Consider the following 22,316-nt stretch of genomic DNA (forward strand, 5'->3'; position numbering starts at 1 on the left):
CTGCGGGGTCTCACCTGTCCAGCGTTTCCCGCAGGAGTCGAGCACCTTCCGCTCCAATCAACTGACGAAAAGTTTGACTATCACAAAGGAAATGTGGAGATTACATATGCCACTGCTTTTTCATTCGTTGTAGTTACTCATTTTATCTCATAGTCCCTTACTCTTTTTAAACTTATGGTCACAAACTATTTTGCTCTGTCAACTACATACTACTTTAGAGGGTGAAGGGAACTGCGTAGACTCCTACGGAAAACGGGCGTACCGAGAAACCCCGGAAGCGGTTTTTGCTGAGGAGGCTCGGCCGAACGTCCGTGGAAAGCGGGACTGTTCCCTTCACCCTCCTGCACCACAACTTAAATGACAGAGCATCATCTTAGTTTATTTGCGAATAGCAACAATCTTTGCGAAAACAGCCTTATTAAAAAAACACCTATCCTGATTCAGATAAGTGTTTCTTCCCGAAATCATTTATATAATTTCTTCAATTCTTCCAAAACAAAGTTCTCCCTTACAATCCATCGATTGTTCTCAAACCGGTCCATCAACCTCTCATTGCTATCAATGGCTTCTTTCAAGGTGACCCATTTGGGAATCATCTGAAGTTCTTTCTCGTATCCTTCTAACTGTTGAGGGATTCTATCATCATCTGATAGTTCACAATGAAAATAGTGTGACGTCATTTCAAATACCGTATCCTCTTCAAATAGGTCCATATGTCTTTGTGTCACGACTCCAACAGGCTCTTTCACTAAACAGTGTATGAACCCGGTTTCTTCAGCCACCTCCCTCCTAAGGGCAGCTGATAAAGTTTCACCTTCTTCAACACCGCCTCCAGGAAATTTATAATCACCGCGATTCGAATGCATTAGAAGAATGTTATGATCTTGAAAGATGACTGCTTTAACGGCAGTCCTGTACTTCATTTTATATGGGGATGTCTCGCTTTTCGGTTTTCCTAATTCGGTTTCAAACAATAGTAACTCTCCTTTACATGTATTAAATGATGGTTAATCCAACAACCTGGTCGGAAAAGACAATCATTTCATGCATCTCCATAATAGATTCGGGGGCAGCAAGAGATCGAAATCGAACATTTTTAATATGAATAGGAGCCGTAACATTAGCAGCCCTCATCTCAGGTGGAAGTTCAAGGAGTTCTTCCCCGAATCGATCGAGCCCATATTCAAGAAATGTCTGCTTCTCTTCGTCCCCGTCAAATAGATTGACTTCACCCTCAATCAAGGCAGTTTGAGTTAAGACTTGAAGACTGCACTGTGTGAGTACAATCGACTTTTCAGGAATCAATCCTTCGTCTAATTGTTGCTTTTGATCAACCAGGTGAGTGATCAACGCTTTCTTGTAATCCATTGATTTATGAATATGTTGAAGTTTTAACAAGGCTATTCTCCTTTATTTTATATTTAGTTTCAAAAATTAACCCATATACCTTCAATTCGACAAGGTATCCCAATATCCTCCAATTGCATGGGCGATTATTTCATTCCAGCATGATCCTTCAACATGGAAACTGTCATCCACATAGGGCATCAAAAAAATCGATTTCATTCAAGCATTGAAATTGATTCGATATTTTCTCGAATATGCTTTATTTGTTTCATCCCTACCATCGTCGAAAAAATCCCTTTCGTTCGTATGATATCAATTAACAATCTCTTAGGATTTACATCTTTACCGAATACTTTTCCCAGCTGAAAGGGAGCACTGGTAGTGGATAATAGTCCCAATTCTTCTGCAGCATGTAATAAGCTGTACATTTTATTTTGGATTCGTTGATTTTTGAAGGTTAACGATTGAGAGATCTTCTTATTTAAAGGATATTGGATAAATTGAAAATGATGATCATCTCCTGCAACTGCCTTGGCTTTATTCATCACTTCTTCAAGGGATATAAACCCTTTTTCATCCGGTGATTTTAAAAATCCATTCCACGTGGCTATACCATAATATCGAATATTCCCAAGTTGAACTTGAGATTCTAAAGTTAAAAAAAGATTTTCCAAATGGTTATAAAAGGTTTCAGGCTCAAGGGTCATCATGGAGATTTCCGGATTGTGAACATAGTAAATGTCGATTGTATCGAGGTTAAGATGTTGTTTACTTTTGGCGATTGCAAACTTATAGTAGCTTGGATTCAGAACATGTCTCTGATGCTGAAACTCATTAAGGTCACTTTCCTGAATGATACCAGGCTCCAGCAATTTCTTCTGAAGATAATCCTTCGGTACAAGATTCTCCATGACATCCCCGGGTATGATACCTGCTTTTGATGAAACGATAACAGCCTCACGGTTTAGTATTTTCTTAGAAAGAATCAAATCATTTAACACGCATCCGATATCCCGTTCCGATCGCATCCCGCGGTAGTTAATGGCAGTATCAATAAAATTGATTCCGTTTTTCAACGCGTATTGTATTCCTTCCTTGTACAGCCTAGAATCTTCTTCATTCATCTCACCAAGGTGGGTACCTATAGCAATTGGAGATACAAGAAATCTGGAAGATCGACGATACGGTAAATTGAATTTGTGACAATGCCTACTCGTTTCATTCAGTGTTGCATAGCCGCTTATCATAACATGATTCCCCCTCTTCACTCAGTTTATTGGATAAATAATCCAAATAAAAGGCTCATATTTTAATGGGTTATTTGGTATAATGAAAATATAGACAGCCCCAGATCAAATGACGTCTGGGGCTGTCTATATTTTTTATGCTATTTTATTTATCTTTAAAACGACAAGCATCTTCCCCTAAGTCGAATACTCTTGCAGAAGGAATTTTACTCTTGTCCCACCGTAGCACTCTTATCTGATAGGCGTTTACCTGTCAGTTTCTTTACTAGCGTTTTTTCAACCTAGTCGTCTACCTATATACTCTGATTGCGGTCGGTAGATTGAATTGTTTTCTGCCTGCTCCATTACATGAGCTGTCCATCCGACGATGCGGCTGGCGGTGAATGTCGGTGTGAAGAGATCCGAAGGGAGATGGATCGACTTCATGATGGCGGCTGCGTAAAACTCAACATTTGTATATAGAGATCTACCCGGCTTGAGTTCAGCTAAAAGTTCGACTGCCTTTTTCTCCACATGGAGTGAAAGATCCAGTGACTGATCATCCCCAGAATTTTCTACAAGTCGCTTTTTTAGGGCAATGGCTCTTGGATCATGTGTTTTATATACACGGTGACCAAATCCCATCAGTTTTTCTCCTTTCAGTAATTTTCTTCTAATAATATTTTCTGCCTTCTCTACCGTACCAATTTCGTTTAGTAAGTCAATGACCCCGGATGGTGCTCCCCCGTGTAGTGGCCCTTTCATCGTTCCGATGGCAGAAGTGATGGCTGAAACTAGATCAGATTCCGTTGAAGCTGTTACCCTTGCCGAGAAGGCAGAGGCATTCATTCCATGCTCCAGAGTCAACACCATGTATGCTTCCAATGCCTCTGTAACTGCTTTGGACGGATTGTTCCCTGTCAGCATATATAGATAGTTCTCTACATGGTTTAGCTGTGGATCGGGATCGATTAGCGGTCTATCCATTATCATATTAAATCGGTAGGCAATAATGGCTGGAGTGACTGCCGTCAATCTCATTGCCTGCTCAATCGTGGGCTTCCATTTGTATTCTGCTGACCCCTCGGAAGAAACGACAGTTCTTAACACACTCATTATATCCATATCTTCTGGCAAAGCATGAAGTATGGATTTCATCTCAGGTGTCAAATATCTGTATGTGCTCAGTTCCTTTTGGATCTTCATTGCATCCTCCTCATTCGGAAGATGGCTGTGCCATAATAAGAAGGCTGCTTCTTCAAATGACAAGTGACTGACTTCTCCTATATCATATCCCCTATATAGGAGGACACCTTCCTGGCCATTGATATGACTGATCGATGTTTGTGCTGCGATAATACCTTTTAATCCTTTGCTATACATCCATTTCATCCCCTTTTTGCTTTGTTACATTTATTGTATAATGGATATATAATTATGAAAATTAAATATATTTAAATTATTTGATTACGGTTATTAATGAATCAAGGGGGTGTAAACATGGACTTAAATGTAGTGAAAACGTTTATTTCCGCTGCTGAATTCAGTCATTTCAGAAAAGCGGCTGAGCGATTATACATCTCTCAGCCGACGGTTACCGTTCATATAAAACAACTTGAGAAGAAACTTGGGGTCAAGCTGTTTGAAAGAGAAGGAAAGAAGATTAAGTTGACGGAAGCCGGGAGGAGCTATCTTAAACATGCCAAAAGATTGATTGAAATCTATGAAGAAGGAATTACTGCTCTGCAATCTATAAGTCAGGGATATACTAAAACGCTTAAAATGGCTATATCCCCCCTGATTGCTGATAATGTTTTACCTTTTGTCTTAAAACAGTTTTTAGAAAATCATCCCCAGGTAGAAATATCGGTTGAAATCATTGAGTCGGATGAAATAGAGAAGGCTGTTTTGGAAGAAAGGGTCGATATCGGTCTTTCCTGTCTTCCCTGCTTTAGTCCTGAGCTTGAACAAACTCTGTTGTTTACTGATAAAGTCATTATGGTGGCTCCCCATGATGGAAGGGATTTTGAATCAGCACCTCCGTTGGAAGAAGAGGAGTTATTGGCATCGAATTACCTGTTGACCCATAATCATCCTGCTTATTGGGATGATCTTTGTTATACGATCAAACAATTTTATCCAAAAACCAGGATGATGAAGGTGTCGCAAACACATATCACAAAACGATTTATAACAGAAGGACTGGGTATTTCCTATCTTCCTGCATCTACAGTAAGGAGAGAGCTGCTGGAAGGAAGACTCTTGGAAGTTGAAACAAAGTCTTTTCCCATGCCGGTGGCTAAAACTTACGCCATCTTAAAATATCAACATGGAGTGCAAAAGGAATTATTACGTTTTCTGTCTCGTTTCAGGTTATAAAAGAAAGAGAAGATATGATCAGAACGGGCTGAGCATATCTTCTCTTTAAATGTATACTTTACACTTTATTTAATTCCTTTTTGAAAAAGTCCAGTCAGTAAGTCCGATGCACCGAAAAGGTTTTCTGACTCGTTTTGATCGATCATTTTTCTAATTTCTATGGGTTTCAACGAATGAAAGACATCTGTCAGCCTGCCCTCTGTATATCCCAGTCCACCCATAAGAGAACCTTTTCGATATACTTCCCAATCTGATATAGCAGAACCTCCTAAACTCCCACCCTGATGAAAACACGTGATACCAAAGTATCCTTCTGGCCTTAATGCTCTTTCTATAAGGTTTATGTAACTTATCCTTCTATGAGGAGCAATATGATGAAAACACCCTGAATCGTAAATAAAATCGTACTTTCCATTCTCAATTTCAAAATCAAAAATATTTCGGTGAAAAAAGTTTATGGAAAGATTTCTTTCATCCGCTCGTTCCTTAGCCCAATCAAGAGATGTCTTTGACACGTCAACTGCATCTACTTCAAAGCCGTTTTCTGCCAGATAAATGGCATTCCTTCCTGGTCCACAACCGAGTTCAAGTACCCTGCCACAGGTGATGATTCCGCTCTTTAAATAAGAGGCCAGGTTTTCGTCTGGTGCGTTAACAAATATAGGGACGGATTTCTCACGATCAGAAAAAAACTCATCCCAAAATGGAGCCGGCTCCCGTAAAAATGAATCCAGCATTCTCAATAAATCATCATAATGGTGAATGGTTTCTTGCATGTATTTCCCTCCTTTTCAATCTAATTCCATTGTACTTTATGACAAGAATAGGAAGGTTACGACGTTTTTACAATAAAGTTATATTTGGCAGAATCCCAAGATTAAAGATGAGGTATGTCTATGCTTTAAAACAGCCAGAAGACCCAATATGGAGTAAGGAGATACTGCTGAAGGGAATATATTCAAATTTCCTTTAATTCGTTGAGAGTCAATCTGGACATTCTGAATGAGACAGATAAAATCTATCGGACTCTTACTTTGTCATATTTGTTACACAAACGTAACATTATATAAGATAAAAGAATGACGCTTGTTCCCTGGTCTGTTTATACATGATTTTCAGCTATCTTAATAAGTCTTTCTCCATGCGTACATCAGCCCACATTTTTTCATTCCAATAAGTAAAGCCAGGTATTCTCGCTATCTCCTCGTATCCAAGCTTTTCGTACAGCCTGTGTGCATTACGATTAAACTCAAAGACTCCAAGTTCAATCCGGAGTAGTCCCTCCTTTCTAATCTCATTCTCCAGATATTGGATAGCTTCAAACCCTATACCCTTACCTCTTCCCTCGGGTTCACCGATTGTAATGCCCAGCCAAGCAGTTCCCTTCACTTTTTTATGAAGGTGACCTGGATCGATCATGTAATTCATTTCTCCCACAAGCTTATCACCCAAGTATATAAGATAAATATGGTGAGAATTCAGTCGACTTCTTAATTCATCCAATGTCATATGTGACCGCTTTTCAAGTTCCTCCCCGTTTCGATTTGGGCGGATGAGGTGAATTAAATCCGGATGATTATCCCACTTATTCAATGTCTTGACGATTTCCGTGTCAGGATTAACTAATTTTTTGAAATGAACTTTCATTCACTTTACCTCCTTTTGATTTATCTATAGCTTCCATCAGTGGCAGTTCGTGAAACAGAGGTTTTTTGACAACTCCTATTTTCTTAAGGATGGAATGTTAATAGTGCAACTACTCAGCAATAAACCTGTATAGTTAGACAATTGATTATGTTATGCTAAATGTAACCAACCTTTTAAGGACAAGGTAAATGATTCCCTGAGGCCAAGATTTCCATTCGATTGAGAGGTGAGGATATATGGAAGTGTTAAATGAAAAATTGGAAACGTTGCACAAAGGTCATGTCTTTTATCAATTTCAGGAAGATAATGCTTATATTCGGAACCTTATGATTTTTATTCGCGCTGGTTTGGAAAATAATCAACATATGCTGATAATAGAAAGCATGAGGAATATCACAAAAGTTAAAAGTAGAATGAACATGTTGTTTACACCAGAACAGGTATCATCCATCTCCTTAGTTGATAACTTTGACTACTACTTTTTAAATGGTGATTTTAACACTCAAAATATTCTCAGGAACTTCCAGAGGGATCTAACCGTTATAAAAAATTTCAATCCTTCTATTAGAACATGGGCTCACGTCGAATGGACTTCAAAAGAACCTGAAACAGCTCTCCTTAAAGAATTTGAATCAACGGCTGATGATTATGTTCTGCAGGAAGGCTTACTTTCAGTCTGCGCCTATTCCCAAAACAGGCTGTCGAATACCTTGATACTAGCACTGGAAGAGGTACATCAGTTTGTAATGACCGACGATGTCCTCAGCCTTTCGATGGCGTATAAAAGATAATAAATTACTCTTGAAGACCCGTCGATTAGACGGGTTTTTTTGATCATACTCTGCAGAGCATTTTAATAGAAGATTATATTGATCTGAATCGCCGGTATATCCTTATTTTAACATTAAACCTTTATCCGCTGTTTTTTTATTTGTTCGTTCTATCTGTGCCCTTCCTTCAGTAAGTATAACTGTAGTACATGCAATAGTTATACCTAGGAGGTGTCCTTGTGGAGGGATTCATTAATCCCATTGGGCTGAATGAAGTCATAAAGTATGATGATCTCTTTCTTGGAACGGATAACAGAACGTCCCTGAAGGCTGGGCGTATAGTACGGATAGTTTATTGGATGAAACCTGGTAAATCTTTAATTACCTATGACATACTTAATGGGAAAAAGAAATACGTGAATATTGAAGATTGCCCATCCCCTCCTTCGATTAGAAGATCTGAAATCAGCTATGTAACGCTATTTGGGTTGAATCAGTCGGTCAATATCGAAGTGGCAGGGGTGCAGAGATCTTCTGTTATCGTATCCATCAACACCATTTGGGACGATGAAGGTTATACGGTTTATTATGGGGTGACAGATCGGACGGATACAACGTACTTTGGGGTGAAAGAAGAGTTGCTTGTGAAATGGAATCCGCAATATGCTGAGTGGAATGATTAAGAAATAACACCTGCTGAATACATTCAAAAAGGGACCGTGGTCTTAGCTCAGACCAGAGTCCCTTTTTATTCTTCACTTATAAAAAACTTTATCTACATTATATTTAGCTTGTAATTTATTAATGATATATGTCTCATATATGTCGCGATCCATTGCGTCCTCTACTATGGCTACATCGATACGGTAGACTTCGCCTCTATGATTTCGTAATGGAGACACTGTATCTTCAAGATGCTTTTTGACTCTTTGTCTCAGCTTCCTGGCCTTACCTACGAATAAAAGCTCATCATTAATATTGTAGAATAAGATGATTCCGCCCTTGTCTCTTGGAATTTCATGAAGGTCGATAAAGCCTTGTATGCTTTTGATTTTTGGTTCTTCTGAGCCTCTTGGCTGTTTGCGTTCCGTTATGGATATATCCGCTTGTGGGATTTGAATCTTAATCATGAATGTTCACGTCCTTTGTTTGCTCTAAGAGGTAATGGTAACATATAAAGGTTTGAATTACTATACAACGTTGCACTTAACGATAAAAAAAGCGAAAATCACCTTATAAATAACGTAGTCCGATACGATTGTTAAATGTTTGATTCTTGTTTTTAAATATAAAGAAATTATCTCTGAAGTCAATCGTCAGTTCATGGTCGTATGTTTCTTCGAAATGATCGTCAACGATAAACTCAAGGTTTTCGGAATTGATCATTTTTTCATAGGATGCTGGTTCTCTTCGTTCTACTACTTTCATTTCATAGACATTATCGACAATGTCGCAGCTTCCTTTATCAAATGATAATTGAATGATTTTGTCTTCGGGGATTTCGTTTAATTTCTTTTTCGCTGTCTGAGTGACTTCTAGATCCATTCGAATCTCCTCCTACTCTTTTAATGGAATGAGTATGTCTAAATGTTGCTTTAAATTCTCAATTTCTACGGGAAGCTTATCCCCTTCGTCACCATCCACATTTGCAATCATTTCATAGGTGGATGATGCTTCCAGTTTGGTTGTTTTAATATAGTGGACGTGCTCACTATCGGCTAACTCACCAGACAAAACCTTTGGAATGAGCATAAGGAATTGAGGCAATGCGATATCTTTAATGATAAATACATGAAGCATTCCATCATTAACTTCAGCATCTGGTGCTATCGTTTCCATCCCGCCCACAGAATTAGTGAGGGCCACTAGCATCAATAGGGAATCTCCTTTCCAGTCATGGTCGGATTGAACACTTAGCTCGAAAGGCTGTTTTTCTTTCATTTTCTTCATTCCTTCTATTATATATGCGAGTGGACCAAGCTTTGATTTCTGCTCGATGGGAGTGGAGAACGAAGCCTCAGCCAATGCACCCACGGCTACAATATTGATGAAGAATCGCCCATTGATCTTTCCGATATCGGTTCTCTGCACATGATTCTGTTTGAAGATATCAATTGCCTCTTCGGGATTCATTGGAATATTGAGTGCACGTGCAAAATCATTGACCGTCCCGAGTGGGATTAGGCCAATTAATGGACGATTCTCCTGTTCAGCCATTCCGTTAATGACTTCACTGATTGTTCCATCCCCTCCCAATACTGCGACAAATTCTAATTTGCCATCACACGCTTCCCTTGCAAATTCCTTAGCATCTCCTTCTCCTTTGGTCTCCCGTACTTCTGTTTCATATCCCATTTCGTTCATGGTCTTAAGAGCATGATCACTATACTGTTTCCCAAGTTCCTTCCCTGAAGATGGATTTACAATGAGCATGGCTTGCTTCACGATGGTTCCTCCCTTTGTGTATGTATTCAATTGAGGTATACCCTATTTGGAAAGAGAGCAATCCTTCTCCATAAGGAATGAAACGAAAGTAGAGTTATTAAATAGTAAAGGTTTACCCATATATATTTCTAGGTTAATGAAACAAGCCCGACTCTTTCGATTTTCTCATAAATGCTTTAGTACGCTTACTTAGTGGTCCCTTAAGGAACGCTCCGAAGAGTATAGCAAGCACACCAAAAAGTCCAAGTATCAAAATATCCCGATACGCCCTCTCCCAAATGATACCACCTACGGCTTCCCTCATGAGATCGATGGCATATGAGAATGGCAAAAAGGGATGAATCGTTTGAAAAAATGTTGGTAAAAGAGCCACTGGATAAGTCCCGCCTGCCCCTGCAATTTGCAGAACAAGCAGCACGATCGCCATCGCTTTCCCGACGTTACCAAACACAGACACCAACGTATAAACGACAATCATAAAAATGAAGCTGATGAATAATCCGAATAATATAAACCAAATTGGTTCAGCGATGTGCACTCCTAAAACATAGATATCACCAACTGTTACGACCATTGCTTGAATTAATCCTATACTAAGAAATGTTAAAAGCTTACCAAAATAGATTTGTGGTTCTGAAAATTCATGCTCACCTAACACCTCTGTAGCTAAAAGGGAAATCAGAAGGAGCGCACCTACCCAAATGGCCAGAACGGTATAAAATGGTGTCATTGCCGCTCCGTAATTTTCGATCGGGAATAAACTGTTCTTGTTTAGAACTACTGGCTCTTCAAAAAAGCTTTTCTCAAGCGTTGGATCATTTTGTAAGAGACTAATGATTTCATTAATATCCGTTTTTCCTTGAATGTCCCTGATACGATCGGCCAACTGGCTGATTTTTTCTTTTACATAGGGATATTGTTGCATCACGCGCTGAAGGGTCTCAGTTCCTTTATCGATATTACCTTCTGTATTAGAAAGAATGCGCTGTACTTTTGGAATCGTACTCTGGATGTCTTGAAGAATCCTTCTTGCTTCATTCAATGTTCCCTTGGCTGATGCTACCTCATCCAGGACTGCCGGTTCAATCGTTTGTTTATATTCGTTTATAAAGGCATCTATTTCAGATTTCGTTTTGACAGCACGTTCTTTGATGCTGGTTATTACATTGTCCACGTCGTGTTGCTTTGTTGTAAGAAAGGCATTTAGTTTCTGCCCTTCTTGTTGAACCGTCTGTATTTCCTGCTTGACCATATCGAGCTTGATGAGAGCTTGTTTTATTTGTTCCTGATTTTGATTTTCTTCATTATTTTGCAAAAACTTTAAGGAAGATTCAATCGTATCGATTGTTTGTATTGAAGTTGAAAGTCTCTCTTTTATTTGATTATTAATGGTTTCTGCTCCACTAAGGTCGATTTCGGATGATTGTATCTGCTGGACGAAGTCGTTCACCTTAGCAGCCATATCTTGTACGTTTTCCAAATCTTTTTGAATGCCGGGAGCGACCTTATTTAATCGGTCCTCAGCTTTCTTTAGAAAAGCGGTTGTCTGGTCAATCGTGTCGAGTCCTTGATTCGTCAAACGCTTGGCATCCGGTATCCCTCTTTGTGCTTCATCGATAATTCCTTGGGCACTTTTGGCATCTGCTAAAGATTCATTTAAGACGTCACCAATCTCTGGTAGCTTCTCATCGATCTTAAATACGTACTCTTCAAATCTTTTGATATCGGGAAGGTCCTTTTCAATCTCGATACCCAGCTCATTAAACAACTCGAAAATAGTTCCGTTTACGGTTGAAATAAATGAACTGGTGATTTTGTCAACTATACCACCTGCTCCAGATTCCGTAATTTTAGGAGCGATGGCATTAATTTTTTCATTTACGTAGTACTCCAGTCCGGCTTTTTCAGGTTGATCCTCGATGACAGTGGCTAACTTACTGGAAAAATCTTCTGGAATGATGATAACTGCAAAATAATCCCCGTATTCCACACGATCCATCGCCTTCTTCTTATCAACAAACTGCCAGTTCATGTCGTCGTTTTTCCTCAATTCCTTTACGAGATCCTTTCCGATATTTATTTCTTGTTCTCTAATTTTCGCACCATTATCTTCATTTACAATTCCAACAGGAAGCTTATCCGTCTTGCTGTAAGGATCCCAGGAAGCTTCGATGTTGAACCATGCATATAAAGAAGGTAATAGCATCAATCCACCTATCAAAAAGGCTGCAACTCCGTTTCTTGATACATTTATCATATCTCTTGAGAAAATACGCCAGATGTTTTTCATTTCAAATCCTACCTTTGTCCCGAACTTTTAGTCTGGCCCTTAGTATGCCCATCTTCTATTTCCTCACTACCACAATGATTAAATACTGGAAGTCAAAAAGAGAAGATGCCTTCGGTATAAGGCATCTTCTCATATCATTCATCACCATTAGCATTTATTCGAAAATGGGGAAGCTCAATGTTTTTTTAATACATTTACCACTTCCTCATCTATACTCCGCAGATGAAGGTCTTGTTGTGGAAAGGGTATCTCAATTTCGTGTTCCTGAAGGGTTTTGTATATTCGAAAATGTAAGTTGCTCTTGATTAAAATGACTTTATCTGGATTCGTAATCCACACAAAGAGCTCAAAATCCAAAGAAGAACTGCCAAACCCAACAAAGTTCACAAAAGGTTTAGGCTCTAACAGAACGGTGTCGGATTCGATTTCTTCTTCTTCTGCAACCTTTAATAAAAGATTTCTCACCTGCTCAACATCACTACCATACGACACTCCGACAGGTATGACCAACCGAAGTCTCGGATCAGAATAAGAGCGATTCACTACCTGTTCTTCTAAAAAATATGAATTGGGCACAATGATATGTTCATTATCCAAAGTTTTGATAATCGTTGCTCTCATATTGATCTTTTCAACATCCCCAATCACATCGTTAACAATGACACGGTCTCCCACTTTAATGGGACGTTCAAATAATAAAATAATACCTGATATGAAATTGGATGCGATATTCTGAAGACCGAAGCCGATCCCAACTCCAATTATCCCTGCAAATACAGTCAAAGCACTTAAATCGATCCCCACTGTTGTCAAACTGATGAGTATCGCTAAAACCATAATGCTGTAATGAAAGATCTTATCGAAAGTGAATTGAAGTCCCCTATCCAAGTTGTAGCGTTGATAAATAGTAGGAAGTAAATACTTTGTCATGATATAAGAGGATCTATTGGCGATTGAAATAATGAGAATGGCAATAATCAGTAAAAAGAACGTCACTTTCACATTGCCTACGGACACTATTTCACGAAACATCCAAGAGGAATTTGAGAAGTAAAATAACATAAATAACAGTATCCCGTATGTCGTGATCCAATTTAAGATATAACGTACAAGGGAGTCCATTTGGAACAAAAATTTATTATCACTATTCTTCATCCTTTTTGTGAATGATAATATGATCATTCGGATAATGAAAATGAGTGCAACGTATACCAGAAAGATTAATAGGTTCAACCAGTCGAACTGTTCAATAACTTGATACCAATCAGTTGTCATTTTGTCTATTTCTTTGTTCATTTTTTTGACATCACTACCTTTATTCTTTTACAGATAGATTTTCCCCTTCTGATTCATGTGTAAACGATGATTTAGCCATATTTCCTTTTTCATTATTCCAACCCGTACAAAATCAGGGGATTAAACCTTGTTTTCACTCACCAATAAGCCCTTTATATGCATCAATCTTCTTACTCAACATTTCATTTGTAGACAGTAGGACTTGAATCTGTTCCTGTATGTTTTTCTGATGATCCTCTAATAACATTAGTCGATCTTTTGTTGTTTGGGGTCCTTCCAGGAACAATTGTGTATACTTCTTAATATCGGAAATTGGCATTTGTGTTTCCCTTAACTTCATCACGAAATTCAACCATTTTATGTGCGAATCAGTATAGCTTCTAATCCCTGCCGAGGAGCGGTCAGGGGTTATAATCCCTTCCTTTTCGTAGTAACGCAACGTGTGTGGATTCACCCCAAGAACTTCTGATGCTTCGCTGATACTATACATATATGTTTCCTCCAATGAATAAACACTTGACTTAGAGTCCACTCTAACCCTTAGGATTAAATTGTACCATAACAAGTTAGGAGGAATGAAACATGAATTATACAGTCATTACGGGGGCAAGTTCGGGAATCGGATATGAAGCAGCACTTGCATTTGCAGCCCGTGGGAAAAATATTATTGCTGTTGCAAGACGGGAAGACAAGTTAAACGAGCTGAAAAAAGCGATATCATCCATTTATCCAGAAGTGGATGTTGTCACAATGACAGCAGATCTATCTATAAGCGACAACGTTTACTCATTTTATGACAGCTTAAAACCTTATGAAATTGAAACGTTTATCAATAATGCGGGATTTGGTAACTTCGATTCCGTAGCGGATCAAAACCTTTCTAAAATCCAAAGCATGCTTAGGCTTAACATCGAAGCATTGACTGTGTTATCCTCCCTATTTGTACGGGACTATGAAAATGTAGCCGGCACACAGCTCATCAATGTTTCTTCAGGAGGAGGGTACACCATTGTCGCAGATGCAGTCACTTATTGCGGAACAAAATTCTATGTAAGTGCTTTCACGGAAGGACTCGCTCAAGAACTTTCTTCAAAAGGTGCACATATGAAAGCGAAGGTCTTGGCTCCGGCAGCGACTGAAACCGAGTTTGCTCAACGCTCCTTTGATGTAAACGAGTTCGAATATAATGGTACCGTCCCACAATATCATACCGCCAAGGAAATGGCACAATTCATGCTGGACCTTTATGACAGTGACAAAGTGGTAGGGATTGTGAATGGTGAAACTTACGAGTTCAGTCTGGTGGACCCATTATATCCTTATGCTAAAAGATCACGAAAATAATACCGACCATCTCCCTGCCAGATAAATATATTTTCTAAGCTCAGGATATATCCTGAGCTTTTTTCGTCGTGCTCCCCAATTCGAAAGAAATAGAAAAATTGTACAAGATACAAAAGAAATCATGACAGGTGTTCTATCAGCATTCCAAAATCAAACGTAAAAAAGTTCAATTTCTCTATTGAATGGGTTTATTCATCATTACATCAGGGTATAAGAAACATATTTGAGTTATTTGTACATATAAACAAATTCGATACTGTTGTTAATGGGGGTATAGGGCATGCAAAAATTTGATATTGATGTGAATGGATCTCTATTTGATTGGGATTTAGAAAAAGGTTCCATAACATTTGAAAATGACGAAGTGGTTTTATTTTGGGTGAATACTGCTTTTAAAACGTTAATTGACTCCATTGAGGAAATCGCTGGCGAAAAGGAAGCGAGACTGGTGCTCGAAACAGCCGGATACCGTACAGGACTTATCGTAAGTGACTTTTACCTTGATTCCATCGGAAAGCCTGACGAGATTCTTGATAAATTACCCAACACTTACGTAACTGCCGGATGGGGAATCACAGAAATTTTATCGTACTCAATTGATGAGAGAAAAGCCGTTGTCCAATTCTGTAACGGCTGGGAGTACAAAGTAAACATCGCCCAGGGAAAAGAGATAGAAGGAACCTTTATGCCTGGCCATTGGGCTGGTGTATTAACTGGTATATTCGGTTCCAAAATGTGGTATCGGGTACTCAAGAGTCAGATACAGGGTGATGATTGTAGTGTTTATGAATTTTTCGCATCGGATATCTCCCCTTCTTTGAACGTCAGCGCTCTTATTGAGGAACAAACAATTGCAGCACAGGAAGAATTAGAGCGTGTTACGAAGCAGCGGACTGAGATTTTATCTGAGATCATTAAAGAGATTTCTTCTCCCATTATTCCAGTACTAGAGTCCATTCTTGTCGTTCCACTTGTTGGTCGCTACGACGAGATACGTGCTGAGGAATTGTTGAATAAAACACTTCTCAATCTCCCCCGCTATAAGGCTGAGTTCCTCATCATTGACTTGACAAGTCTCAGCCGTGTCGATGACTATACCCTATCATTTATACAGAAGTTCGTCGGGGCAGCCTCCCTTTTAGGGACCAATTGTTTACTCGTCGGAATCTCTTCTGAACTAAGCATTAGAGTGACCCAAAGTGGTTATCGGATGAATCACATTCCATGCTTTTCCCTTCTTCAACAGGGTGTGAACCATGCACTTGAACAATTAGGAATGGAAATCGTTAAAAAAGTGTAGGATAGGATTACGAAATGGCAGGAATGTGATCGTCATGCCTGATTCCATTTTTCACAACACTACATTCCTACAAAAAAGAAGGATCACGATTAATTGTGATCCTTCAATCCATTGTACAACTAATATAACTGAATCTCATAAGTTCATTTAATAATAATATCTTCAAGAATGGATTCCGCCGTTTTTTTACCGTTTTGAATACAGGCTCCAATCCCCACTCCGTAGTAAGACGCTCCTGCTAATTTCACATTAGGCATTTCGCTTAAGAGGACATCATTCAATGACTGAACGGATTGATTGTGTCCAAGGTGATAATTGGGCATCAGATTTTCCCAAGCAGTCACTTCAACCGAGATTGGACTTGCATCGACTCCTACGCTCTTCTTAATATCCCCAAGTGCCACTTTCATCAATTCTTCTTCGTTTAATTTTTTTAACTCATCATAATGACCGTTCGAGCTCTTGTAAAAAAGTCTCACAAGGAGATTCTCGTTCCTGGATGTGTGCTTCCATTTACGACTGGTCCATGTACACGCATCACATTTTACTTCACTGCCTTTAGAGACGATATACCCTGTACCATCGGCAGGTAATTCCTTATCAGGAACATCGAAACCAAGATAGATCGATATAAGGGATGAATTTTTTAATTTATTGAACTCAGGCTCTAATTTTTCATGTGATAAAATGCGCTGAGTAACATCATGGGGTAAAGCCAATATGACGTAGTCGGCTAGAATGCTTTCATGACCATTGACTGTGAGCTCGTACTTGTTACCCACCCTTCGAAGATTCTGCGTTTCTGCACCTTTTAAAATAGTAGCATCACTGCATTTTTCTTCTAAGCGATTAATAATCGTAGATAAGCCATTTTTAAATGATATGAATTTTTTATTGGAGGAACCTTTGAATATCTGTTTATTAGCAGCTAACCCTTTGATGATACTTCCATAGTCATTTTTATAGTCCAGTAGATATGGTAGAGTAGAGGCCATAGTCAATTTGTACAAGTTACCCGAATAAACCCCGGATAAAACCGGCGCAATCTGATTTTCTACCATTTCTTTTCCAAGGAACTCTTCCAAAAATTCACCGATAGAACTTTCTTTCGTGAAATGTGTATTAATGGTCTCCAGATCCAGAAGCGCTGCTTTTTTTCCTTCTTCAGAAATTAGTGTGCTCTCATTGACTGCCGCCACACTCATAGGAATCCCGAAAATTGTATCGATGGGAATCTTATGCAATTCTCCATTTGTGTATATGTAAGATATTCCGGTTTCGTTGTATACAAGCTCTTCATGCAAATGGAGTTCATTGACCAGGGGAAGGACTCCTTCGTTACGGGCAACGATAGAATCTGCTCCTGCTTCCATGATGAAATCACCTTCCTTTACGGTTCTGATCTTACCACCGAGCGTGTGATTCCGTTCAATTAATAGTAACTCCATTTCACAATTATGTTCTCTTGACATTTTACTAAGGTGATATAAGGCTGATAAACCTGTTATCCCCCCACCTACGACGACCACTTTCTTCATTCCATTCACTCCATTAATTGCGTTTATGTATACAGACTATCATGTTTCAAAGTGAATACAAAAAAAATCTTTGACAGAAATACGAAAAATCACATTAATAAAAAGTTTTATTTATTCCATAGTAGGTCTATGTAATAGAAAATCATGCAGCTTCTATCAATCGGTTCATCCTAAAGCGGAACAAAATAAAAGAGTTCAATTGAACTCTCTTATTTTATAATACTGACTTCGTGCGGGTCCGGTTTGTAGGCTGATTCTTCATTACATCCTATAATACTTATCCAGAAAAACAGAGGAACTGTCCCGATGAAGACTCAGCAAGAGATTCTATCCGGTAGATCACTGTGCTAATTTCACAAGCATTGCATTGAGAAATGATTTAGTAAACAATTTAATAGTCCATAACTTCTTTAAAAATGGAGATAAACAACTATTCGTACTGAGCTTACAGGAACTTGAGGACGAGTATCCTACTATACATTAAGATTGTCATCCTCACAGTGATACCGGTTCATTCCATTGGAAGAATCTAAAAGAACAGCCAGAAAAGCACCAATCCAGGAAAATGGATTGGTGCTTTCCCATATCTTTATTTATATTATTGCCTATTCACCCTTACATGCACAAAAGTCATTGCGCATTGACTTCCACAGCATCTTTCTTATAATATTCAGCAAAGATCTCCGCAAAAGCTTCGGTAGAGTTATATAATTCAACCAAATTATTTTCGACTCCACCAAATTCCAAGAGCATAGCACGTTCTGTTAGATCCTGATTATAAACCCCATTCCCTTCCGCCTTTGTTTTAACGAAGACTCCACGACTGATACCTGGGTATTTTTCTTCTAATTTAGCATTTAATTCTTTCGCGATTTTCAGATTTTTTTCAAAGTTTTTATTTTCTTTGCCTACGATAAAAAATAAACGCGCATAGTTTTTACCACTAATGGTCTTGGTTGTTATATTTCTTGGTTGGGAGTCCCGATGGATATCAATTAAGTAGGTTAAGTTCTGATCTTGTGCGATGGCCTCCTGAACCAGTCCCCTTGTTAACTTATAGGATTCAAAATAGGTCCATGATTTATTTTTCAATGCCTGATTTACATCTGTCTTGTCCTGAACAGCTCCGATTCCCCGTGATTCAAGCTCTTGTTTCAGTTTTGATCCTACTGCAATCACGTTCACCTTTTCGTTTGTACTCGCAGGGTCTTTTGAATCATTGTTTTTAATCAAAGGGCTGAAAGCTTCCCAACTGTGAGAGTGATAGATAAAGACAGACTTCTCGTCAATTTCTTCCACTCCATCCCCTGAGTTATGATTTGCCTGGTCAATTTGATTCTGATCGATTTCCTGATCCTTTAGCTGGTCTTCAGTTGGCGCAGGCGACTCGTTCGGAAGATTGGTAATATCCGTTCCTTTACCAGCAACTGCGATGTGGGTATGGTAGTTCTCAATTCCCGGTATCTCACGTCCAAACAAACTTCTTGGGTCAAGGAGTGATACATTTGTTACGCTTTCCAACCAATCAAAGTCATGATCCAATGCATCCTTGTTCTCGATGCGTAATCCCGTCATTTCCTGTGACAACAGCATAAGGAATGTTTCCTTAGGCACAAGCTCGGATACGGAAGTATAAAACAAGCTGTCCACCCTCAATTTAATGGCTGTGGAAGAAATCAGCCAAACCGTTAAATACATGAGGATGATCCCTATCAATATGATCCGGATGACCGCTTTCATAGAAACGAACACTAGTGGGACTAGGCTATTATTATTTCGAGACTTATACGACATCATCAGTACCCCTATATAAAGTATTTAATAGTTAACTTTATGCAGAGGTCGGAAAGAGTAGAAGAAATTTTGTCCATTTCGGTCTGAATACCTAACGAGAATACCTGATGACCTTTTTCCCCACAGCAAAAGACAGCCATTCAGGGTCGTTAAAGATTATCTTTCATTCACTTCATAAGCTGCCCTTACCCCTGACTCAACCGCACCCTCAATCCATCCATGAAAAAATGATGTGTGTTCACCTGCAAAATGAATTCTCCCTTCAGGTGTGCGGACATATTCTCCAATGTCGGCTGCCTGACCTGGGGTGTAAAGTGTGAAACAACCTGCCGAGAATGGATTTTTACTCCAATTATATATAAAATAATTGAGGAACTCTGAGTATACACGGTTCCCATATATCTTTGATAAATCCTGCAAAACCTCATCGATGATAGCCTCTTTTGGTTTACTATTCCATAATAAAGCGTTCTGCCCCCAACTGTAACTCGCCAGCATTACCCCCGGATTATTGCTTCCCATATCATGACTTGGCATATAGGTAAATCGTGTAGGGAGATCTGAAACGATATTTCCATAGTCCAATTCTTCCCAGAAGCGAGTTCTGAACTCGATGCCCACCTTTACTGAGGGCACATTGGTCACTTCCCGGATAGCCTGCCATTTTTTGAATGAAATAGAGTTATAGGGTACTACTTCAATGAACTGAAATACGGTGAACGGGACTGTGACGATCACGTAATCGCCTTTTAATTCCTCCCGAGTGCCATCCTTTTGATTTATTGTGTGGACAGTAACTCCCGACGGGGATTGCTTAATTTGGGTCACTTTTTGCCTAAGGAAAATGTGAGACCGTATTTCTTCCATAAACGAATAAGGCAAACGATCATTTCCTCCGGTTATTTCATAGAACTTTGTTTCTTTTCTGAATATCGGAAAAATAATATCTTTTAATATATCGACAAATGAAAATTCCGGAAATCCTTCTATACCAAGAATCACATTGATCTTTCGTATTGCATTTAATGATAAAGATTTTCCAAAAGGATTATTAGAAAGAAATTGTCCCATAGAATAATTCGAGTATTTCTTTATCAAGTTCAATTGCTCTTCATGTTCACTATTCTTGTACAAATCTATAAAGGGCTTGGTCGCTTCCAAAAATAATTCAGATGCGGTTTTTCCTTTCTCATCTTCAGGAAGTGGATAGTTCAGGATATCCGGATTTTCTTCATACTGTTTTCGTGTAACCAAAATGTTATTAACTAAAAGAAGATCTCTAGGTGAAGAATTCTGAAAGGGTTGATATCGTAGATTAAACTTCCTGATATACTCAAAAACCAAAAGATGGTTATCGGGGATCCTCATTGCACCTGCTTCTAAATAATTTCCGGAGGTAAACGGTTTTCGAACTGTATATACCCTTCCTCCTATCCGTTTATTGGCTTCCAGGATCGTGACTTGATGACCGGCCTTTTTTAATAAGGAAGCTGAAACCAGACCACTCATTCCTGCTCCGATGACAATGACCTTTTTGGAAGTTGTGGGCTTTAACCCGTGACGAATAATAGAAAGCATATCATCAGGATATTTCAATTCAGAAGGGGCATCCCTGCTTAATCGATTTTCCATTTCACACCCGCCTCCTTTGTTCTTTCATCATATGAATCCCTCTAAGTATCTATACGTATGTTTCCTATGACATAAAGCACATTTTCAGTTATTTCCAGAACGCATGTTTCTATTATTACTCATCTATGTTATACTTGAAGTTCATTGGGTCTACGAGACTGTATTTAGTCAATCCCTCGAGCAAGTAGAAGGGAGACATGTTTAATGTCGCTAGAAAATATCGTAACCATGCTCAAGACTCTTAAGGAATTCAAGGAAAGTGAGATTGTTCACACGATATCTGACCATGACAACTCACCTATTATGACCGTAACGTATCAATTAGACTTGGAGCGCTTTCAAATCACTTATGTGGATACGATGAAAGTGGAAGAATTTACTGACATCAGCCTATTGGCGACTACTATAGAAAGTATTTTACTTGTGGAATCTTCATGATAATGTATAAAGAAAAGCCATTACTCTTTCTCGTAATGGCTTTTTTAGTATTTGGATTTTGATATATTATGATATGCTAAAAGTAAAAGGAGCGAGAAAATGTCTTTTTACAGTCAGCCTTACATACGAACAGTGTCCCTGAAAAGGGAAACTATCCCCTCATTTCACTCCTATCCCTTTCATATCCCAAGTATACGTTCCTTAAAGGATCTTTCCCTTCATCCGAATGTGACGTTCATCGTAGGTGAAAATGGAATGGGCAAATCCACACTTCTAGAAGCGATTGCGTTGGCAATTGGATTCAATGCCGAGGGGGGAACACTTAACTTTTCATTTTCAACGTATGATTCATACTCTGTCCTGGATCAGTATTTGAAGATAGTAAGAGGGGTGGACAGACCTCAGGATGGGTTTTTCCTGAGAGCAGAAAGTTTCTATAATGTATCGACAAATATCGAGGAAATGGATAGTGAGCCCTTATCAGTCCCAAAGATCATAGACTCATTCGGAGGTAAATCCCTGCATGAGCAATCTCACGGAGAAGCGTTTTTTTCCACCTTTATGAATAGGTTTCGGGGGAAAGGCATCTATATCCTAGATGAGCCGGAAGCTGCACTTTCACCTTTAAGGCAATTATCCATGCTTTCCCGTATACACGAACTAGTTAATGATCACTCTCAATTCATCATTGCTACCCATTCCCCCATCCTAATGGCTTATCCATCATCTAAACTTATACAGTTAACCGACAATGGGTTACATGAAACATCCATTGAAGATACTAGTCATTATCAGATTACGAAACAATTTTTTGATGACCGTGAACGAATGTTGCATCACTTATTAAAAGATGAAGATTGATACAATGTC

Annotated in this window: 23 protein-coding genes; 8 read left to right on the plus strand and 15 right to left on the minus strand. The window is 38.9% G+C overall.

Going from position 1 to position 22,316, the window contains the following annotated elements:
- Positions 1–464: 464 nt before the first annotated feature.
- From SLH55_RS08450 to SLH55_RS08465, 4 genes are all read right to left on the minus strand, one after another.
- Positions 465–974, minus strand: coding sequence for an NUDIX hydrolase (locus SLH55_RS08450; protein ID WP_320323175.1), 510 nt, complete (start codon positions 972–974; stop codon positions 465–467).
- Positions 975–996: 22 nt separating this feature from the next.
- Positions 997–1,398, minus strand: coding sequence for a hypothetical protein (locus tag SLH55_RS08455; protein ID WP_320323176.1), 402 nt, complete (start codon positions 1,396–1,398; stop codon positions 997–999).
- Between the two features lie 164 nt (positions 1,399–1,562).
- Positions 1,563–2,594 carry an aldo/keto reductase gene (locus tag SLH55_RS08460; RefSeq protein ID WP_320323177.1) on the minus strand — a complete coding sequence of 344 codons (1,032 nt, stop codon included), beginning with the start codon at positions 2,592–2,594 and terminating at the stop codon, positions 1,563–1,565.
- 276 nt (positions 2,595–2,870) lie between these two features.
- The gene (locus SLH55_RS08465; protein WP_320323178.1) at positions 2,871–3,965 is read right to left on the minus strand and encodes a citrate synthase/methylcitrate synthase; all 1,095 of its coding nucleotides are present in this window, start codon (positions 3,963–3,965) and stop codon (positions 2,871–2,873) included.
- A gap of 108 nt (positions 3,966–4,073) precedes the next feature.
- Between SLH55_RS08465 and SLH55_RS08470 the strand changes: the two genes are divergently transcribed.
- Positions 4,074–4,952, plus strand: a complete 879-nt coding sequence (locus SLH55_RS08470) for a LysR family transcriptional regulator (RefSeq protein WP_219170226.1) — start codon at positions 4,074–4,076, stop codon at positions 4,950–4,952.
- 65 nt (positions 4,953–5,017) lie between these two features.
- Here the strand turns inward: SLH55_RS08470 and SLH55_RS08475 are convergent, their stop codons facing one another.
- Together SLH55_RS08475 and SLH55_RS08480 are read right to left on the minus strand one after the other, a co-directional pair.
- A complete protein-coding gene (locus SLH55_RS08475) occupies positions 5,018–5,728 on the minus strand; it encodes a class I SAM-dependent methyltransferase (protein WP_219170228.1) in 711 nt (236 codons plus the stop codon).
- 343 nt (positions 5,729–6,071) lie between these two features.
- Positions 6,072–6,599, minus strand: a complete 528-nt coding sequence (locus tag SLH55_RS08480) for a GNAT family N-acetyltransferase (protein WP_219170230.1) — start codon at positions 6,597–6,599, stop codon at positions 6,072–6,074.
- Positions 6,600–6,835: 236 nt separating this feature from the next.
- Between SLH55_RS08480 and SLH55_RS08485 the strand changes: the two genes are divergently transcribed.
- A complete protein-coding gene (locus tag SLH55_RS08485) occupies positions 6,836–7,390 on the plus strand; it encodes an MEDS domain-containing protein (protein ID WP_320323179.1) in 555 nt (184 codons plus the stop codon).
- Positions 7,391–7,608: 218 nt separating this feature from the next.
- Positions 7,609–8,052, plus strand: coding sequence for a hypothetical protein (locus SLH55_RS08490; RefSeq protein WP_320323180.1), 444 nt, complete (start codon positions 7,609–7,611; stop codon positions 8,050–8,052).
- Between the two features lie 72 nt (positions 8,053–8,124).
- On the opposite strand, the gene SLH55_RS08495 is transcribed toward SLH55_RS08490, so the two are convergent.
- From SLH55_RS08495 to SLH55_RS08520, 6 genes are all read right to left on the minus strand, one after another.
- Positions 8,125–8,499: a nucleotide excision repair endonuclease gene (locus SLH55_RS08495; protein ID WP_219170236.1), complete on the minus strand. Its 375-nt coding sequence runs from the start codon at positions 8,497–8,499 to the stop codon at positions 8,125–8,127.
- 103 nt (positions 8,500–8,602) lie between these two features.
- Positions 8,603–8,914: an iron-sulfur cluster biosynthesis family protein gene (locus SLH55_RS08500; RefSeq protein ID WP_219170238.1), complete on the minus strand. Its 312-nt coding sequence runs from the start codon at positions 8,912–8,914 to the stop codon at positions 8,603–8,605.
- A gap of 12 nt (positions 8,915–8,926) precedes the next feature.
- A complete protein-coding gene (locus SLH55_RS08505) occupies positions 8,927–9,814 on the minus strand; it encodes a diacylglycerol kinase family lipid kinase (protein WP_320323181.1) in 888 nt (295 codons plus the stop codon).
- A gap of 133 nt (positions 9,815–9,947) precedes the next feature.
- Positions 9,948–12,104 carry a YhgE/Pip domain-containing protein gene (locus tag SLH55_RS08510; protein ID WP_320323182.1) on the minus strand — a complete coding sequence of 719 codons (2,157 nt, stop codon included), beginning with the start codon at positions 12,102–12,104 and terminating at the stop codon, positions 9,948–9,950.
- Between the two features lie 174 nt (positions 12,105–12,278).
- A complete protein-coding gene (locus tag SLH55_RS08515; RefSeq protein ID WP_320323183.1) occupies positions 12,279–13,400 on the minus strand; it encodes a mechanosensitive ion channel family protein in 1,122 nt (373 codons plus the stop codon).
- Between the two features lie 133 nt (positions 13,401–13,533).
- A complete protein-coding gene (locus SLH55_RS08520; protein ID WP_320323184.1) occupies positions 13,534–13,890 on the minus strand; it encodes a MerR family transcriptional regulator in 357 nt (118 codons plus the stop codon).
- 92 nt (positions 13,891–13,982) lie between these two features.
- Between SLH55_RS08520 and SLH55_RS08525 the strand changes: the two genes are divergently transcribed.
- Positions 13,983–14,744, plus strand: a complete 762-nt coding sequence (locus tag SLH55_RS08525; protein WP_320323185.1) for an SDR family NAD(P)-dependent oxidoreductase — start codon at positions 13,983–13,985, stop codon at positions 14,742–14,744.
- 280 nt (positions 14,745–15,024) lie between these two features.
- A complete protein-coding gene (locus SLH55_RS08530) occupies positions 15,025–16,044 on the plus strand; it encodes an STAS domain-containing protein (protein ID WP_320323186.1) in 1,020 nt (339 codons plus the stop codon).
- A 143-nt stretch (positions 16,045–16,187) separates the two neighbouring features.
- On the opposite strand, the gene SLH55_RS08535 is transcribed toward SLH55_RS08530, so the two are convergent.
- On the minus strand, positions 16,188–17,582 hold the full coding sequence (locus SLH55_RS08535) for a protoporphyrinogen oxidase (RefSeq protein WP_320323187.1): 1,395 nt from the start codon (positions 17,580–17,582) through the stop codon (positions 16,188–16,190).
- Between the two features lie 367 nt (positions 17,583–17,949).
- Here SLH55_RS08535 and SLH55_RS08540 point away from each other — a divergent pair, with 367 nt between their 5' ends.
- Complete coding sequence (locus SLH55_RS08540) at positions 17,950–18,066, plus strand: Fur-regulated basic protein FbpA (RefSeq protein ID WP_257475191.1); 117 nt, start codon at positions 17,950–17,952, stop codon at positions 18,064–18,066.
- A gap of 146 nt (positions 18,067–18,212) precedes the next feature.
- On the opposite strand, the gene spoIIP is transcribed toward SLH55_RS08540, so the two are convergent.
- A complete protein-coding gene (gene spoIIP / locus SLH55_RS08545; protein ID WP_320323188.1) occupies positions 18,213–19,376 on the minus strand; it encodes a stage II sporulation protein P in 1,164 nt (387 codons plus the stop codon).
- Positions 19,377–19,532: 156 nt separating this feature from the next.
- Entirely contained in the window at positions 19,533–21,008 is a 1,476-nt protein-coding gene (locus tag SLH55_RS08550) for a flavin monoamine oxidase family protein (protein ID WP_219170260.1), read from the minus strand.
- Positions 21,009–21,212: 204 nt separating this feature from the next.
- Here SLH55_RS08550 and SLH55_RS08555 point away from each other — a divergent pair, with 204 nt between their 5' ends.
- Positions 21,213–21,446 (plus strand): hypothetical protein, encoded by a 234-nt coding sequence (locus SLH55_RS08555; protein ID WP_219170262.1) that lies wholly within the window; start codon positions 21,213–21,215, stop codon positions 21,444–21,446.
- 99 nt (positions 21,447–21,545) lie between these two features.
- Positions 21,546–22,307 carry an AAA family ATPase gene (locus tag SLH55_RS08560; RefSeq protein ID WP_320323189.1) on the plus strand — a complete coding sequence of 254 codons (762 nt, stop codon included), beginning with the start codon at positions 21,546–21,548 and terminating at the stop codon, positions 22,305–22,307.
- Positions 22,308–22,316: the final 9 nt, after the last annotated feature.

Origin of the sequence: Rossellomorea sp. YZS02 (assembly GCF_033963925.1) — a bacterium.
Classification (GTDB): Bacteria; Bacillota; Bacilli; order Bacillales; family Bacillaceae_B; genus Rossellomorea.

Coding starts and splice junctions, on each gene's coding strand:
- SLH55_RS08480 (WP_219170230.1), bottom strand. CDS start 6,599: ATGAAAGTTCATTTCAAAAAATTAGTTAATCCTGACACGGAAATCGTC.
- SLH55_RS08470 (WP_219170226.1), top strand. CDS start 4,074: ATGGACTTAAATGTAGTGAAAACGTTTATTTCCGCTGCTGAATTCAGT.
- SLH55_RS08500 (WP_219170238.1), bottom strand. CDS start 8,914: ATGGATCTAGAAGTCACTCAGACAGCGAAAAAGAAATTAAACGAAATC.
- SLH55_RS08510 (WP_320323182.1), bottom strand. CDS start 12,104: ATGAAAAACATCTGGCGTATTTTCTCAAGAGATATGATAAATGTATCA.
- SLH55_RS08530 (WP_320323186.1), top strand. CDS start 15,025: ATGCAAAAATTTGATATTGATGTGAATGGATCTCTATTTGATTGGGAT.
- spoIIP (WP_320323188.1), bottom strand. CDS start 19,376: ATGTCGTATAAGTCTCGAAATAATAATAGCCTAGTCCCACTAGTGTTC.
- SLH55_RS08485 (WP_320323179.1), top strand. CDS start 6,836: ATGGAAGTGTTAAATGAAAAATTGGAAACGTTGCACAAAGGTCATGTC.
- SLH55_RS08520 (WP_320323184.1), bottom strand. CDS start 13,890: ATGTATAGTATCAGCGAAGCATCAGAAGTTCTTGGGGTGAATCCACAC.
- SLH55_RS08525 (WP_320323185.1), top strand. CDS start 13,983: ATGAATTATACAGTCATTACGGGGGCAAGTTCGGGAATCGGATATGAA.
- SLH55_RS08535 (WP_320323187.1), bottom strand. CDS start 17,582: ATGAAGAAAGTGGTCGTCGTAGGTGGGGGGATAACAGGTTTATCAGCC.
- SLH55_RS08515 (WP_320323183.1), bottom strand. CDS start 13,400: ATGAACAAAGAAATAGACAAAATGACAACTGATTGGTATCAAGTTATT.
- SLH55_RS08560 (WP_320323189.1), top strand. CDS start 21,546: ATGTCTTTTTACAGTCAGCCTTACATACGAACAGTGTCCCTGAAAAGG.
- SLH55_RS08550 (WP_219170260.1), bottom strand. CDS start 21,008: ATGGAAAATCGATTAAGCAGGGATGCCCCTTCTGAATTGAAATATCCT.
- SLH55_RS08495 (WP_219170236.1), bottom strand. CDS start 8,499: ATGATTAAGATTCAAATCCCACAAGCGGATATATCCATAACGGAACGC.
- SLH55_RS08475 (WP_219170228.1), bottom strand. CDS start 5,728: ATGCAAGAAACCATTCACCATTATGATGATTTATTGAGAATGCTGGAT.
- SLH55_RS08460 (WP_320323177.1), bottom strand. CDS start 2,594: ATGATAAGCGGCTATGCAACACTGAATGAAACGAGTAGGCATTGTCAC.
- SLH55_RS08465 (WP_320323178.1), bottom strand. CDS start 3,965: ATGAAATGGATGTATAGCAAAGGATTAAAAGGTATTATCGCAGCACAA.
- SLH55_RS08555 (WP_219170262.1), top strand. CDS start 21,213: ATGTCGCTAGAAAATATCGTAACCATGCTCAAGACTCTTAAGGAATTC.